Source organism: Ferruginibacter sp., assembly GCF_014377975.1.
In the GTDB taxonomy this organism is placed as follows: domain Bacteria; phylum Bacteroidota; class Bacteroidia; order Chitinophagales; family Chitinophagaceae; genus Ferruginibacter.
Genome location: NZ_JACMOO010000150.1, coordinates 1 through 15,485, shown reverse-complemented (window position 1 = coordinate 15,485; position 15,485 = coordinate 1). Strand labels below are relative to the sequence as shown.

Sequence of the window (15,485 nt, the reverse complement as noted above, 5' to 3'; positions counted from 1 at the left end):
GCAAGCTGTTCTTCGAACTTAAAGGCATCCCGTTAGAACAATTTTTTAATATCCAAATAAAAGAAAAAGTAAACGAATTGCAGATATACAATGAACAGTCGTTAACACCGGTTGGATTTAACCTTGGCTAAAGCAGCACCCAACACCTTTTCAGCTAGTGCAAAAAGCACACCGGCTATCCGACTGTTTCGCATTCATTCAAAAATGACGAAACATTTTGTGTGGGTAGTAACATTGCGAAAGCGACGACTCATGTAAATACAAGTAAAGAAATCTATCATTCGAAAGTGGATACAAAAAACCAAACAAAAACTACCCTGGATAAAGGTAACCTGGCCAGTGAAATGGATATTTTTATTTTGGTAGGAATTACCATGGAAAGCAAAAAAAACTAAAATGATAAATGGTTCTAATAATGCCTTTATTGTTCCGGCGATTGCATTGGCAACTGTCGTACTTTTTTATTTTTTATTGCTTAAAAAAACCAATAATCCAGTGGCGCTTAAAAGGGTCACCCGCTTTATTCTGGCGCTTGCATTTGTGCTGAACTTTTTGTGGGAAATGGTTCAGATGCCGCTTTTTAAAAACATGTCTTTAAATTGGAAGACTACTCTTTTTTGCGCAGGGGCATCTATAGTCGATTGCATTATGATATTGCTCCTGTATTTTGGTTTTGGTTTGATGTATAAAGATTCCTTGTGGTTTCGTCGGCCAGTTTTTTTACGGGTTGTGCTTTTAGTAATTGTGGGTGGCCTTGGTGCGGTTCTGGCTGAAAAGAAAAATCTCTATCTAGGAAATTGGGCTTACACTTCTTGCATGCCGCTTGTACCCGTAATTGATGTAGGGCTGTCTCCTTTATTACAGTTTATGATATTACCGGCAATTATATACCACGTTGCTTCGGACATGGTGGGTAGTATTGTAAATGACATAAGAATATGATAATTTTTTCTTAATAGTGTAACCATTCTCCAACCGGTTGGTGCGAACTTTGTAAAAAATAGAATATGATATACCAATTCAAACAAACATCAACTGTGGATGATGTATAGCATCTATTACACCGCATTTAAATGCCAATACGATATTAAAAGCTGCAATGTAGATACCGCAAATCCGTAAAAAGTCTTAACGGTAGAAAGCGATCAACTTTCTGATGAAATGATCCGGTAATTAATAAACAAAGCCGGTTTTAAGGCGCAAAAACCAAGTCAATAAATACTCAAGCCAACAGGGCAAGATTTTTGTTGTGATGGTTCTGCTTATTATCACAAATTTATCCTGTGAAAAATAGCCTACTTTTTCTAACGATTATTTAAGATCATTTACAGCCGTAAACTGACTGCTGAAAGTAGCAGATGAACTTCATACTAAAGTCAATAAGGCAGTTTTTTGCAAAGTCTTCAAAGCGATATTTCTAAGAAATAAGGATTGTTGTAAAGAACATAATTTAAATGAAAATATTCAGAATGCGTACAATCAATTTCTCCTGTATTTAAAATAAAATGTGGGTTAAGTATTCCCCCGATATTCCCATCTCCGCTTTAAAATTCAATGATTCAAGGTAATCCCATCCCGGCATTATTTTAGCTTATTCACTATTAAAAATTCATATTTAAATCGCTCTTTGGATAGTGTGAATCATGTAACTAAATTTCATGATTACATAATATTTTCCCTTTTTATTATCAAATTCGGTTTTAAGAATCTATAATATTTTAAACAGTGAGTTACATCAGGTATGAAAGAAAGTTATGGCACATTATCAGAAACGATTAATGCTTTGAAAAAAGAAGGGTATACAATTGACTTTAATATTCGTGAAGAGCAGGGGGTACATCATCAGGCAGACATGATATTATCACCCGATGATTTTAAAATTGATAAGGTTTATCGTTTTGAGGGAGCAACAAATCCTGACGACCAGTCCATATTATATGCCATTTCCTCACCAAAGTTTGGCACAAAAGGATTGCTGGTAAATGGATATGGAATTTCGTCAGAAGAAACAACCAGTACATTAATTGAAAAATTGAAAACACACACTTAAAATTAATAGGATGGACCATGCTTCAATGAACGATACCAGTATCCAACATAACGCTAATCCGCCAATGGGGCATTCAGGGCATAACCATCATGCTATGATGATTGCTGATTTTAGAAAAAGATTTTATGTGGTTTTAATATTAACGCTACCAGTCTTGTTGCTGTCACCAATGATACAACATTTTGTTGGAGTTAACTGGCAATTTACGGGTTCGTTGTATATCTTATTTGCTTTATCAACTGTAATATTTATATACGGCGGATGGCCCTTTTTAAAAGGGTTAGTTACAGAACTAAAAGATAAGAACCCTGGTATGATGACGCTGATAGGATTTGCAATTTCTGTGGCGTATATCTATAGTACTGCAACTGTATTTGGATTGAAGGGTATGGATTTTTACTGGGAGCTGGCAACCCTTATTCTTATCATGTTACTGGGGCACTGGATAGAAATGAAATCTATCGCCGGAGCATCTAAAGAGCTGGAATTATTAGTGCAATTGATGCCATCCGATGCACACATGGTGATGGGAGATAAAGTACAGGAGGTAAAAACAGATACATTAAAGGAGAAAGATATTATTCTTATTAAACCTGGCGAAAAAGTAGCAGCAGATGGAATTATATCAGAAGGAGAAAGTTACCTGAATGAATCGATGCTCACCGGAGAGTCGAAACCGGTGAAAAAGATAAATGGCGATAAAGTAATTGCCGGTTCTATTAATGGCAACGGATCTATTAAAGTAACTGTATCTCATGCAGCAAAAGATTCTTATCTCTCGCAGGTAATAAAACTGGTGGATGATGCACAAAAAGCCAAATCAAAAACACAATTGCTGGCAGACAAAGCAGCAAAGTGGCTAACAGCAATTGCGATGGTTGCAGGGATTACCACATTTTTATATTGGTATTTAACTGGCCATCCTTTGGACTTTGCCATGGCACGAATGGTGACGGTAATTGTTATCTGCTGTCCGCATGCGCTGGGATTGGCGGTACCATTGGTGGTTGCAAGATCAACTTCGCTGGCGGCAAAAAATGGATTGCTTATTAAGAACAGAACAGCATTTGAAAATTCAAGAAAAATTACCACCATCGTATTTGACAAAACCGGAACCCTTACTGTTGGAAAATTTGAAGTATCGAAAATAGAATCGCTGCAAAAAGAGGTAAGCGAAAATGAATTGATAAGGCTTGCAGCTGCGTTGGAGCAAAAATCAGAACATCCAATTGCAACTGGTATTTTACAAAAAGCCAACAGTTTATCACTTACTGTTCCTGCAGCCGAAAATTTTACTGCCATTACCGGCAAAGGCGTTGAAGCAAGCGTTGAAGGAAAAAAAATACTGGTTGTTAGTCCGGGATATTTAAAGGAAAAAAATATCGCTATCCCGGATGGCTTTAAAGCCAATGATACGGAAACTGTTGTGTTTGTTATCGTTAACGATGCCCTTTCAGGATACATTGCTTTGTCAGACAAAATACGTCCCGAATCTGCAGATGCAATTGCCACATTAAAAAAAGAAAATATCAAATCAATATTATTAACCGGCGATAATAGTAAAGTAGCAAAGAGTGTAAGTGAAACATTAGGTATGGAGAGTTTTATTGCAGAAGTACTGCCCGATCAAAAATTAGAAAAGATAAAAGAGTTGCAAAGTAAAGGTGAATTTGTAGCCATGACAGGGGATGGTGTAAACGATGCGCCAGCACTTGCCCAGGCTGATGTTGGCATTGCAGTTGGCAGTGGCAGCGATATAGCAGCAGAAACTGCAGGCATCGTTTTAGTAAACAGTAATCCGAAAGACATTGTGAGTTTGATTTTATTTGGCAAAGCCACGCATAGCAAAATGATTCAAAACTTAATATGGGCTACAGGGTATAATGTGATAGCATTACCACTGGCTGCCGGCGTTTTATATAATTGGGGAATATTGCTAAGCCCTGCGGCCGGTGCTGCTTTGATGGCGATTAGCACAATCGTTGTTGCAATTAATGCAAGTATGTTGAAAGTAAAATAAAATCTATAAATATGAATAAATAAAAGAAAATACAATCTGGTCATATTGGTAGAATCACGGGACGAATGATTTAGAAAAACAATGAGCTAAACATCAACAATTTAAAACACTTAACTACATTCTATAAATAAAAAAACAAAAATTATGAAATTTCTAAAAATGTCAACAACAAGAAATATCGGTTTCACTATTGGTGCAGCAATGATGTTATTTATTTTCAGCTCCTGTTCGCATAAAATTTCCTTCCAAAAGTCCACCGTTGTTCCGGCTGCCCAAGGCACTGTTAAAATAAAAAAGGATAAAAACGATAACTATCGGATAAGTATTTCTGTCAACGACCTTGCAGAGCCTAAAAGGTTGCAACCTGCAAAGAGTACCTATGTAGTCTGGATGGATACAGACAAAAACAGGATTAAGAATATCGGTCAGATCAATAGTTCAACAGGATTCTTATCCAGCAAACTCAAAGCTTCTTTCGAAACCGTAAGCTCATTTAAACCCATCAGAATATTTATAACCGCTGAAGATGATGCCGCCATTCAATATCCTGGTATGGAAGTAGTGTTATCTACAGGTAATTTTTAAAAGTAGCTCATTTACCCTGGTTATACCTGCATGTGTTTCCTGGTATTTGGTTACCCTTTATCTGTTGTTTTATGACAGTTATAGCATGATAAGGGAACTTAATAACAAAGGGGTCGTCATAAAAAGTAAGTGCGCAACTATAAAGAATTATAAGGTAGTTGCTGAAAGTAGGGAGAAATTAAAAAATATTCATTAACATAAAACTTAAAGTTATGAAAAGGAGTGTAGAAAGTTTAGTTGGTTACACACTTGGTGCCTTAAATGGAGAAATCGGAGAAATCAAAGAATTTTATTTTGACGATGAAACCTGGACCATTCGCTACATGATTGCAGATACAGGTCATTGGCTTTCAGGACGCAAAGTGCTTATATCACCCGAAGCATTACTTTCAAAGGATTGGGACGCCGAGGTATTACCCGTTAATCTTACAAAAGAAAAAATAGCGAATAGCCCGGATATTGATACTGAAAAACCGGTTTCGCGGCAAGAGGAAATAAAATTATATCAATATTACCCGTGGACAAATTATTGGGGCTGGAATAACGGCATGTGGCCTGGTGGAATGGGTACTTCAGGTATGATGATGACAAGCCGGGGTCCCTTTGAAGAAGCAATACATAATAGTACGGTGTCGGCTGAAACAGCAGAAAAGGGTGATCCCCATCTGCGAAGCACCGAAAAAGTAACAGGTTATAAAATTAAAGCGCTTGATGGGGAAGTGGGTGATATCGGTGATTTTATAATAGATGACGAGGACTGGAAAATTAAATTTTTAGTAGTTGATACCGGAAAATGGTTCTCAGGAAAAAAAGTACTTCTTTCCCCAGGTTTAATAAAAGAAATAGACTGGATAGATTCCTCCATCTTAGTGAATGCTTCAGTGGAGGAAATAAAAAACAGTCCTGAGTATGATCATGGAAAGCCTATAAGTGAAACGTATGAAACGGAACTTAATAAACATTATGAAACCAAAGTATAATGGGCGTGTGTTGCAGGGTTTTTAACCGTTGGCAATTACCTGAATTTTTGATTAGCAGAATTTGATAAAGTATTTGTTGAACGCGGATGCAGTATCTCCCAAAAAAAATTGAATTATAAAATCGGGCCAGAGTTTATGATCGCAGAAAAAGGTAATTCCGTGTAAAGTTTTCGATTAAATAGCAGCTGTTACGGTTTAGAACTTATCAGTGCAACCAGAGAGGTATCAATTATTAACAGGGTTAAAGAGAAATGGTGATCAGCAAGCTATAGGTACACTTTGCAAATTTGTTTGGGGTAATACCAGATTAAAAAATTAAATTTTTTGTTTAAAAACCAAGGCCATGAATTTTGTAAAAACAAATAAAAACTTACTCATAACCATCATAGTCGCTTTAGTCTTGCTTTCTGTTATCTGGATATGGAAGATTGTTGAAATAGGAAACGTAAAGAAAGCTGTAGAGAAGGACCGGCAAGCTTTGAAAGCACAAGCGATTATAAAAATTGTGCAATCGAACGAACAACAGTTAAAAGCGTTGGCAAAAGCTTATGTATGGGCTGTAAGAACGGAGATGATGCAGGGTAATATTAACGAGGTAAATCTTTTTGGCAGCGACATGATTAAAGAAAAAAATTTCCAGGTTATTGCTATTGCTAACGACAAAGGAATTATTGTTTCGTCAACCAACAAAAAACAGGAGGGGCAATCCTTTTCAACTATTGGAAAGGAGGAAGCATTGACCAGTAATGATACAAATATAAATAACGCCGGCGATAGCATTTTAGTTATGACAAGCCCAATTATGGGCTTTAATAACAGGCTGGGAACCTTGTTTATAAAATATGCAGTTCCATTGCCAACGTTCAGTGAATAGATATGCTGTAACACAGGTAAACATGCTGGTTTTTTGAAATAAACAATGGAACATTAACTTTTGCATGATAGACCAATTATAGAGTTATGGGCATGTTTGCAGTATTTTAACAAAGAGAAAAACGGATAAGTATTTTGATAAATTTTTAGACAAAAAAATGTAAATATTATGGAAACAGAAATTACTAATAAAGCAGTTGGAACTTTATCGCCTGAATTGCTCAGACAGATGAATGCTTATTGGCGTGCAGCCAATTATATATCAGTGGGGCAAATTTATTTGTATGATAACCCGCTATTGAAAGAGCCATTAAAACTGGAGCATGTAAAACCTTTGGTGGTGGGGCACTGGGGCACTACGCCGGGACAAAATTTTATTTATGTACATCTCAACCGAATCATAAAAAAATATGACCTCGATATGTTTTATATCGCAGGTCCGGGGCACGGTGGGCCTGCATTGGTGGGGAACGTTTATCTGGAAGGAACCTGGAGCGAAGTGTATCCAAATATCACGCAGGATGAAAGCGGGTTAAAAAAGTTATTTAAGCAATTCTCTTTTCCCGGCGGTATATCTAGCCATGTTGCGCCAACAACTCCTGGCTCTATTCATGAAGGAGGCGAATTGGGTTATTCGCTCAGTCATGCTTTTGGTGCAGCCTTCGATAATCCAGGCTTAATTGTGGCCTGCATTGTTGGCGATGGCGAAGCGGAAACAGGGCCGTTGGCTACTGCCTGGCATTCCAATAAATTTCTCAATCCCATCAGTGATGGAGCCGTGTTACCCATTTTACATTTGAATGGTTACAAGATCAGTAATCCAACTATCCTGGCAAGAATAGAGCATGAAGAGTTGGAGCAATTTTACAGGGGCTGCGGATGGATACCCTATTTTGTGGAAGGTGATGATCCTGAAACCATGCATCAATTGATGGCAGCAGCCACCGATAAAGCAATTGAAGAAATTCACCGCATACAGGGTAGGGCAAGAGATGCAAACGATAATACCAGACCCCGCTGGCCAATGATTATTTTAAAATCTCCCAAGGGGTGGACCGGTCCAAAAGAAGTAGATGGCGTACCCAATGAAGGAACTTTTCATTCCCACCAGGTACCGCTGTTGGTTGATTCGGACCATCCTGAACATGTTAAGCAACTGGAACGCTGGATGAAGAGTTATAAACCCGAAGAACTCTTTGATGAAAACGGAAAGCTGATTCCTGAATTGACAGAATTAGCGCCTGCAGGCAATCGTAGGATGGGCGCCAATCCGCACACCAATGGAGGAGTACTCCTGCACGATTTGAAGATGCCGGACTTTCACCAGCATGCCTTGCATGTGCCATCGCCGGGTGCAGTAATGGGGCAGGATACGATGATACTCGGTAAATTTTTGAGAGATGTAGCGAGACTAAATCAATCTCAGCATAACTTTCGCGTATTTGGCCCGGATGAGACCATCTCCAATTTATTGGGAGCAGTTTTCGAAGTTACCAACAGGCAATGGGAGGCAAGAGAACAAAAGAACGATGAGTTTCTTGCACCAACAGGACAGGTGCTGGATTCGATGCTAAGCGAACACCAATGCGAAGGTTGGCTGGAGGGGTATTTACTTACCGGACGGCATGGTTTATTCAATAGTTATGAAGCGTTTATACGCATTGTTGATTCTATGTTCAGCCAACATGCAAAGTGGCTAAAGGTAACACTGGAACTGCCCTGGCGAAGAAAAATAGCCTCGCTTAATTATCTGCTCGCATCACATGTATGGCAGCAGGATCACAATGGCTTTACCCATCAGGATCCCGGATTTTTGGATCATGTAATTAACAAAAAAGCAGATGTTGTAAGGGTTTATCTGCCACCGGATGCAAATTGTTTGTTGTCTGTTTTTGATCATTGCCTTCGCAGCAGGCATTATGCAAATGTAGTTGTAGCGGGCAAACATCCACTTCCACAATGGCTTACAATGGACGAAGCGGTAGTGCATTGCACCGAAGGTATCGGAATATGGCAATGGGCAAGTAACGACCAGGGCTTTGAGCCTGATGTAGTAATGGCTTGCTGTGGCGATACGCCCACGCTTGAATTACTGGCAGCAGTTTCCATATTGAGGCAGCATCTTCCTGATCTTAAAATAAGGGTAGTGAATGTGGTGGACCTGATGAAACTGCAATCCAGTTCAGAGCATCCGCATGGATTAAAAGACCTGGATTATGATTCGATATTCACCAAAGACAAACACATCATCTTTAACTTCCACGGTTATCCCTGGCTGGTACACCGCCTCACTTATCGCCGTACAAATCACAATCTTCATGTAAGAGGGTATAAGGAAGAAGGCACTATAACCACGCCATTTGATTTAAGAGTGCAGAACGATATTGACCGTTTTCACCTGGTAATTGACGTGATAGACCGTTTGCCTCATCTAGGTAGTAAAGGTGCCTACCTGAAGCAACAATTGCAGGACAAACTAATTGAACATAAACATTATGTACATGAACACGGCAAAGACATGCCGGAAATTCTTAACTGGAAATGGAAAGCATTTGATGTAAAAAAATAATTTTATTAATACAGACTTACAACAAAAAAATTATGACTACAAAAAAAAAATTAGGTATTTGGATGGATCATGCAAATGCTCACGTGATGGAATATACTGAACCGATCGTTACGAAGATTATCTCTTCAGCCTCTACCCATGAAGAAAAGGAATTTACCCTGCAAAAAGGAGAAAGTTTCATGCAACGAAAAGACCAGCAGCAAGAGGCTGCTTACTACAAAGCCATTGCAGCATCTATCAGGGATTATGATGAAGTGCTGTTGTTTGGTCCTACGGATGCAAAGACTGAACTTCTGAATATTTTAAAAGCTGATCTGAGTTTTTCAAATATCAAAATTGTAACAGAGCAGACGGACAAATTAACCGAAAACCAGGAGCAGGCTTTTGTGAGAGATTATTTTTCAAAGAGCTGAGTCCGCTTAAAATGGTAGCAGCAGAATGATGAACCTTCAATTTTTTTGAACCGTGCTTTATACCAGCTATAAGGTATCGTTGCGTTGCACGCTTTTACTTTTTTTTCTTTATTCAGCGTATGCAAAAAAAGAAATAGGGTTCTGTAAAATGTAAACCAGTCTACTAAAAACTCCCGCAAATGAATCAACAAATATTAAAAGATACCATCGTGCAGCTCTTTGCTAATGGCAAGGGGCTGCTTGCAATGGACGAAAGCAATGGCACCTGTAACAAGCGTTTTGCCGAAGCAGGTATTCCGCAAACAATAGAAATGCGGCGTCAATACCGTGAACTGATTGTTACAACGCCCGGTTTAAATGAAAGTATTGGTGGCGCCATTTTATATGACGAAACAATCCGGCAACAAACAAAAGATGGAATACTGATGGCGGATGTATTGGAAAAAGCCGGAATAATCCCCGGAATAAAAGTTGACATGGGGGCTAAACCAATGGCTTGTTTCCCCTACGAAAAAATTACGGAAGGCCTCGATGGCCTGCGGGAGCGTTTAGCGGAATATAAACAGATGGGCGTACGGTTTGCCAAATGGCGTGCTGTGATAAAAATTTGTACGCATATTCCCACCAGCTCTTGTATCCAAGCCAATACACACGCTCTTTCACGCTATGCAGCTTTATGTCAGGAGGCAGGCATTGTCCCAATAGTGGAGCCCGAAGTGTTGATGGCCGGCAATCATACCTTACAACAATGTTATGATGTAACAGAGGAGGTCTTAAAAGCACTTTTTTATCAGCTGTACCAATTCAGGATCAACCTGGAAGGCATAATCTTAAAACCAAACATGGTAATTGCCGGAACAGAAAATGCTACTCTAAACAACATTGATGAAGTTGCCAGAGCAACCGTAAATTGCCTTCTTGCTTCCGTTCCTGCAACCGTGCCAGCCATTGCGTTCTTATCCGGAGGGCAATCGCCTAAAGATGCCGCCGCCCATTTGAATGCGATCAATAAAAATTACAAAAGTCATCTTCCGTGGATAGTAAGCTTTTCCTTTGCAAGGGCTATTCAGCAACCTGCATTGGATTTATGGAAAGGCCAGGAAACCAATGTGGAAGAAGCCCAAAAAATATTATATCGCCGTGCTAAACTTGTTGCTGCTGCACGCCTTGGAGACTACGATACAGGAATGGAAAAATCAGTGCATTTTATATAGCATGATCTAAATGCAGATGGAAAGAGTGATAAAATCAAATCCGTTACATATTTAATTTAATAAAAAATGTGGGACAAAATCGCAAAATTTGTCAGCCAGAAATAATTTTCAATCATCCAAAAAAAAATAAATACCCCCCTTATTTTACATGGATCTATTAACCATTATTACCATCCTTATTATTGTGTGTACCGTTTTTTCTTACCTGAACGAACGCATATTAAAATTGCCGGGAGCAATAGGTTTGGTCACTATTTCAATTATGGTATCTATCCTTATTCTGATAATAGGCAAAACCGATAATGGGTTAACAAATTCAGTTAAAACCTTTGCCCAAAGTATTGATTTTTCAAAAGTACTTTTAAATATTATGCTGGGGTTTTTAATGTTTGCCGGTGCTTTTCATTTTGATTACCAAAAATTAAAAGAACAACGTTTACCTGTATTTTTATTAAGTACGTTAGGGGTAATTATTTCAACGGGTGTATTTGGCGGATTGCTTTACCTGGTAACCTTGCTTTTGCATTTTCACCTGCCAATTGTTTATTGCCTTTTATTTGGTGCCATCGTATCCCCTACCGATCCGATTGCTGTTGCAGCTATTTTAAAAAGTTCAAAAATTCCCCCGAGGCTTAACACAATTATTGCCGGCGAATCGCTTTTTAATGATGGAATTGGCCTGATCCTTTTTGTGATTATCCTTGGGATAGCTGATAAATCAAGTGGTACTTCTTTTGGAGAAGTAATACATTTATTTGTACAGGAGGTATTAGGTGGAATAATTATTGGATTGATTTTAGGTTACCTGGGCTACAAGCTGATTAAGACGATTGATGATTTCCAAACCATTTTTTTAATATCGATTGCACTTGTATTAGGGATATCAGTGATTGCTGGTAAATTTCATGTTTCTGTTCCATTATCTGCAGTTACTGCAGGATTAATTGTTGGGAACAACAGTATAGATAAAAAAAATATTGCTGATCAGTTTTTGAGCAAAGTGTGGCAACTGGTCAATGATCTTTTAAACACTATTTTATTTGTTATGATTGGGTTGCAAATGGTAATGATGCCCTTCCTGAAAGAACATTGGATTACAGGCCTTATATCAATTGTAGTACTGCTTATAGCAAGGGTTATAAGTGTTGCTTTGCCTGCGGTTGTACTGCTACGCAGATTAAACCTTAGCAATCTTTCCATACTTACCTGGGCTGGTCTTCGGGGCGGTATTTCCATTGCCATGGCATTAACGCTACCTGAATCCCGCTACAGGGAATTAATTCTTTCAAGCTGTTATTTCGTAGTCATCTTTTCCATCATCTTTCAAGGGCTTACGTTGAAGAAAGTTGTGGAGATAGCCGTGCGCCACAAAGCTGAGTAGATACGATTATAAACCATACTGAATTTTTTAAAATCAATTAATTATTAGTTTATGAAAACAGAAACAATTGAACAGCAGGGGATCAACACGGTTCGGATACTCGCTGCAGATGCAGTGCAAAAAGCAAATTCGGGGCATCCTGGAACGCCCATGGGACTTGCACCGGTTGCACATGTTTTATGGTCGGAAAGCATGAACTATAATCCACATAATCCTGAATGGGCAAACAGGGATCGCTTTATTTTATCCTGCGGTCATGCCTGCATGTTACAATATAGTTTTTTGTATTTAACAGGTTATCCCATCACAATGGATGATATTAAAAAATTCAGGCAATTGCACAGTAAAACGGCAGGGCACCCTGAATACGGATTGCTACCCGGCATTGAAGTAACCACCGGCCCTCTAGGGCAGGGATTTGCCAACGGTGTTGGGTTTGCCATTGCTCAAAAATATATGGCAACGCGGTATAATAAACCTGGCTTTGACATTTTTAATTATAACGTTTATACCATTTGCAGCGACGGCGATATGATGGAAGGTATAAGTTCCGAAGCAGCATCTTTAGCCGGCCATCTTCAGTTAGGCAACATGATTTATTTATACGATGATAACCATATCACCATTGAAGGAAATACCAATATTGCATTTGATGAAGACCTGGCGCAACGATTTGACGCGTATGGCTGGCATGTTCAGGTACTTGCAGATGGCAATGATTTGGTTGCTGTATCAGCAGCTATAAAAAATGCACAAAAGGAAACCCATCGCCCTTCCATAATAAAAATACGCACACATATTGGCTATGGCAGTCCCAATAAAGAAGATACGGCAGCTGCGCATGGTTCGGCTTTAGGGGAAGCGGAAGTTAGGCTCGTAAAGGAAAATTTTGGTTTTGATCCTGATAAACATTTTGTAGTACCCGATGAAGTATTTAATTATTATCAGGAAGCAGGTAATAAAGGAATAGAAAAAGAAAAGAACTGGCACAATCTTTATAAAAGTTATAAAGTAAAATACCCCAAACTGGCCAATGAATATGAATTATTGAGCAGCGGTAAATTACCGGAAGGATGGAAAAAAAAGTTACCGGTTTTTAAAGCGGGCGAAGAAATGGAAACACGCAAAGCATCGGGTAAAGTATTAAATATAGTGGCGGATTTTTTGCCAAATTTAATAGGAGGTTCTGCTGACCTTGCCCCATCAACTGATACCAACCTGGCAAATTATAAATCATTTTCAGCAGAAAATCATGATGGCCGTAATTTTCACTTTGGTATCAGGGAACACGCTATGGGCGCCATCTTAAATGGATTAGCACTCAGTAAATACCTCATTCCGTATGGTGCCACATTCCTGATATTTTCTGATTATATGCGGCCACCTATCCGGCTGGCAGCGATTATGAAAATCCGTGCCGTATATGTTTTTACACACGATAGTATCGCATTGGGAGAAGACGGCACCACCCACCAGCCTGTAGAACAATTGATCGGTTTACGCTCTGTTCCTAATGTGTTGGTTATCCGTCCTGCTGATGCAAATGAAACCGTTCAAGCCTGGCGGGTAGCAATTGAACATACTGGAGGCCCGGTCGCCTTAATTTTAACCCGCCAGAAAATTCCTGTCATTGACCAGGAAAAATATTCAAAGGCCATTGCATTGGAAAAGGGGGCGTACATACTTTCGGAATCAGAAACAAAGCCTGAAATTATTTTGATTGGTACGGGTTCGGAAGTTCAATTGTTGCTGGCTGCTCAACTAAAATTAAAAGAACAAAACATAGCCGCAAGGGTGGTGAGTATGCCATCCTGGGAACTATTTGAAAAACAGGATAAAGCTTATAAAGAAAAAATATTTCCAAAGGCATTACGCAAGCGACTGGCAGTAGAAGCAGGATCGCCACTGGGCTGGCTTAAATATGTAACTGATGAAGGAGATATTATTGGTATTAACAGGTTTGGCGAATCTGCACCAGGTGAAGAAGTGATGAAAGAGTATGGCTTTACTGTAGAAAATGTAGTAAAGAAAGCAAAAGCTTTGATGGCATAGTAGTACAAACAAAATGTTATAAAATATAATAAAATCACAAAAAAATTATACAGGATGAATACATTAATCGAATTATTAAAATGCGGCCAGAGTTATTGGCTGGATAATTTAACAAGGGGAAAAATTACCACTGGTGAGTTAAAAAAAAGGGTAGATGAGCAAGGGCTGAGGGGAATAACTTCAAACCCAAGTATTTTCAATAAAGCCATTTCAAATGGTCAGGATTATGACGGCCATATTACCGGATTAGTAAAAGAAGGAAAAAATCCTCTGCAAATTTATGATGCCCTTACTATAAAAGATGTACAGGATGCCTGCGACATTCTGAATACGGTGTATGACCAATCAGATGGTACAGATGGCTTTGTAAGCCTTGAAGTACCGCCTTATCTGGCAAGGGATACCGAGGGTACAATGAAAATAGCACGCAGATTATTTAGCGCAGTCGGAAAGCAAAACTGCCTTATAAAAATACCGGGAACAAAGGAAGGAATTCCTGCCATTGAACAAATGCTTTACGAAGGCATCAACATCAACATAACACTTCTTTTTTCTGTTGACAGATATGTGGAAGTGGCGCAGGCTTATATCCGCGCCATTGCACGCAGGGTAGCAGAAGGTAAACCGGTTAATCAGGTGATTTCCGTTGCGAGTGTTTTTATCAGCAGAATTGACGTACTAACCGACCAGCTAATCGACCAGTATATCATACCCTCCCGGGAAAGTAAAAATGCCAGCCAAACCTGTCTGTTATCGGGCAGGGCAGGTATTGCAACAGCACGTTTATGTTATCAACGGTTCAAGGAAATATTCAACGGGGAAAGCTGGAAAAAATTGGAAGAAAAAGGTGCCCATGTGCAGCGTCCGTTGTGGGCAAGCACCAGCAACAAAGATCCGCTGTACAATGATCTGCGCTATGTTGTATCACTGATTGGTAAAGAAACAGTAAATACATTACCCGATGAAACGATTGCAGCTTTTGCCAACCATGGTTGTATAAAAAAAGACTCCATTGAACAGGAGCAGGACCAGGCAAATGAATTGTTTGGCGAGTTAAAAAAAATGGATATTGATATATCATTTATAACACAACAATTAGAGAACGAAGGCATACAAAAATTTACGGAATCTTATAATAAACTGATTGGTAACCTGGCTGACAAAAGAATGAAAATGCTGGGAGACGAAGCGTCACCGCAAAAAATCAGTTGTGGCAAACTGGATACTGAGGTAAAAGAAGCTTGTGCTTCAATGGATGAAAAGCAAATAGCAAGACTTCTTTTTGCCCTGGATCCGCACCTGTGGAAAAAAGAACCGGAGCAAATAAAAAGTATCAGCAAGCGAATGG

13 protein-coding genes are annotated in these 15,485 nt (G+C 39.1%); all 13 read left to right on the top strand.

What is annotated here, in order from left to right; genetic code table 11:
• Positions 1-221: 221 nt before the first annotated feature.
• Positions 222-395 carry a hypothetical protein gene (locus H7254_RS09000; protein ID WP_301932655.1) on the top strand — a complete coding sequence of 58 codons (174 nt, stop codon included), beginning with the start codon at positions 222-224 and terminating at the stop codon, positions 393-395.
• Between the two features lies 1 nt (position 396).
• The gene (locus H7254_RS08995) at positions 397-942 is read left to right on the top strand and encodes a hypothetical protein (RefSeq protein ID WP_301932654.1); all 546 of its coding nucleotides are present in this window, start codon (positions 397-399) and stop codon (positions 940-942) included.
• Positions 943-1,741: 799 nt separating this feature from the next.
• Entirely contained in the window at positions 1,742-2,050 is a 309-nt protein-coding gene (locus H7254_RS08990; protein WP_301932653.1) for a phosphoribosylpyrophosphate synthetase, read from the top strand.
• Positions 2,051-2,060: 10 nt separating this feature from the next.
• Positions 2,061-4,070: a copper-translocating P-type ATPase gene (locus H7254_RS08985; RefSeq protein ID WP_301932652.1), complete on the top strand. Its 2,010-nt coding sequence runs from the start codon at positions 2,061-2,063 to the stop codon at positions 4,068-4,070.
• A 144-nt stretch (positions 4,071-4,214) separates the two neighbouring features.
• Positions 4,215-4,655: a hypothetical protein gene (locus H7254_RS08980; protein ID WP_301932651.1), complete on the top strand. Its 441-nt coding sequence runs from the start codon at positions 4,215-4,217 to the stop codon at positions 4,653-4,655.
• A gap of 212 nt (positions 4,656-4,867) precedes the next feature.
• Positions 4,868-5,635: a PRC-barrel domain-containing protein gene (locus tag H7254_RS08975; RefSeq protein ID WP_301932650.1), complete on the top strand. Its 768-nt coding sequence runs from the start codon at positions 4,868-4,870 to the stop codon at positions 5,633-5,635.
• A 343-nt stretch (positions 5,636-5,978) separates the two neighbouring features.
• Positions 5,979-6,509, top strand: a complete 531-nt coding sequence (locus tag H7254_RS08970) for a hypothetical protein (RefSeq protein WP_301932649.1) — start codon at positions 5,979-5,981, stop codon at positions 6,507-6,509.
• A 168-nt stretch (positions 6,510-6,677) separates the two neighbouring features.
• Positions 6,678-9,077, top strand: coding sequence for a phosphoketolase (locus H7254_RS08965; protein WP_301932648.1), 2,400 nt, complete (start codon positions 6,678-6,680; stop codon positions 9,075-9,077).
• Positions 9,078-9,109: 32 nt separating this feature from the next.
• Positions 9,110-9,490 carry a hypothetical protein gene (locus H7254_RS08960; RefSeq protein ID WP_301932647.1) on the top strand — a complete coding sequence of 127 codons (381 nt, stop codon included), beginning with the start codon at positions 9,110-9,112 and terminating at the stop codon, positions 9,488-9,490.
• Between the two features lie 179 nt (positions 9,491-9,669).
• A complete protein-coding gene (locus tag H7254_RS08955) occupies positions 9,670-10,704 on the top strand; it encodes a class I fructose-bisphosphate aldolase (RefSeq protein WP_301932646.1) in 1,035 nt (344 codons plus the stop codon).
• Between the two features lie 148 nt (positions 10,705-10,852).
• The gene (locus H7254_RS08950; RefSeq protein WP_301932645.1) at positions 10,853-12,085 is read left to right on the top strand and encodes a sodium:proton antiporter; all 1,233 of its coding nucleotides are present in this window, start codon (positions 10,853-10,855) and stop codon (positions 12,083-12,085) included.
• A 51-nt stretch (positions 12,086-12,136) separates the two neighbouring features.
• A complete protein-coding gene (tkt, locus tag H7254_RS08945) occupies positions 12,137-14,137 on the top strand; it encodes a transketolase (RefSeq protein WP_301932644.1) in 2,001 nt (666 codons plus the stop codon).
• A 54-nt stretch (positions 14,138-14,191) separates the two neighbouring features.
• Positions 14,192-15,485: transaldolase (tal, locus tag H7254_RS08940; protein WP_301932643.1), on the top strand; the 1,294-nt coding region annotated here is incomplete at its 3' end.

Coding starts and splice junctions, on each gene's coding strand:
- H7254_RS08985 (WP_301932652.1), top strand. CDS start 2,061: ATGGACCATGCTTCAATGAACGATACCAGTATCCAACATAACGCTAAT.
- H7254_RS08970 (WP_301932649.1), top strand. CDS start 5,979: ATGAATTTTGTAAAAACAAATAAAAACTTACTCATAACCATCATAGTC.
- H7254_RS08995 (WP_301932654.1), top strand. CDS start 397: ATGATAAATGGTTCTAATAATGCCTTTATTGTTCCGGCGATTGCATTG.
- H7254_RS08965 (WP_301932648.1), top strand. CDS start 6,678: ATGGAAACAGAAATTACTAATAAAGCAGTTGGAACTTTATCGCCTGAA.
- tkt (WP_301932644.1), top strand. CDS start 12,137: ATGAAAACAGAAACAATTGAACAGCAGGGGATCAACACGGTTCGGATA.
- H7254_RS08975 (WP_301932650.1), top strand. CDS start 4,868: ATGAAAAGGAGTGTAGAAAGTTTAGTTGGTTACACACTTGGTGCCTTA.
- H7254_RS08960 (WP_301932647.1), top strand. CDS start 9,110: ATGACTACAAAAAAAAAATTAGGTATTTGGATGGATCATGCAAATGCT.
- H7254_RS08950 (WP_301932645.1), top strand. CDS start 10,853: ATGGATCTATTAACCATTATTACCATCCTTATTATTGTGTGTACCGTT.
- H7254_RS08990 (WP_301932653.1), top strand. CDS start 1,742: ATGAAAGAAAGTTATGGCACATTATCAGAAACGATTAATGCTTTGAAA.
- H7254_RS08980 (WP_301932651.1), top strand. CDS start 4,215: ATGAAATTTCTAAAAATGTCAACAACAAGAAATATCGGTTTCACTATT.
- H7254_RS08955 (WP_301932646.1), top strand. CDS start 9,670: ATGAATCAACAAATATTAAAAGATACCATCGTGCAGCTCTTTGCTAAT.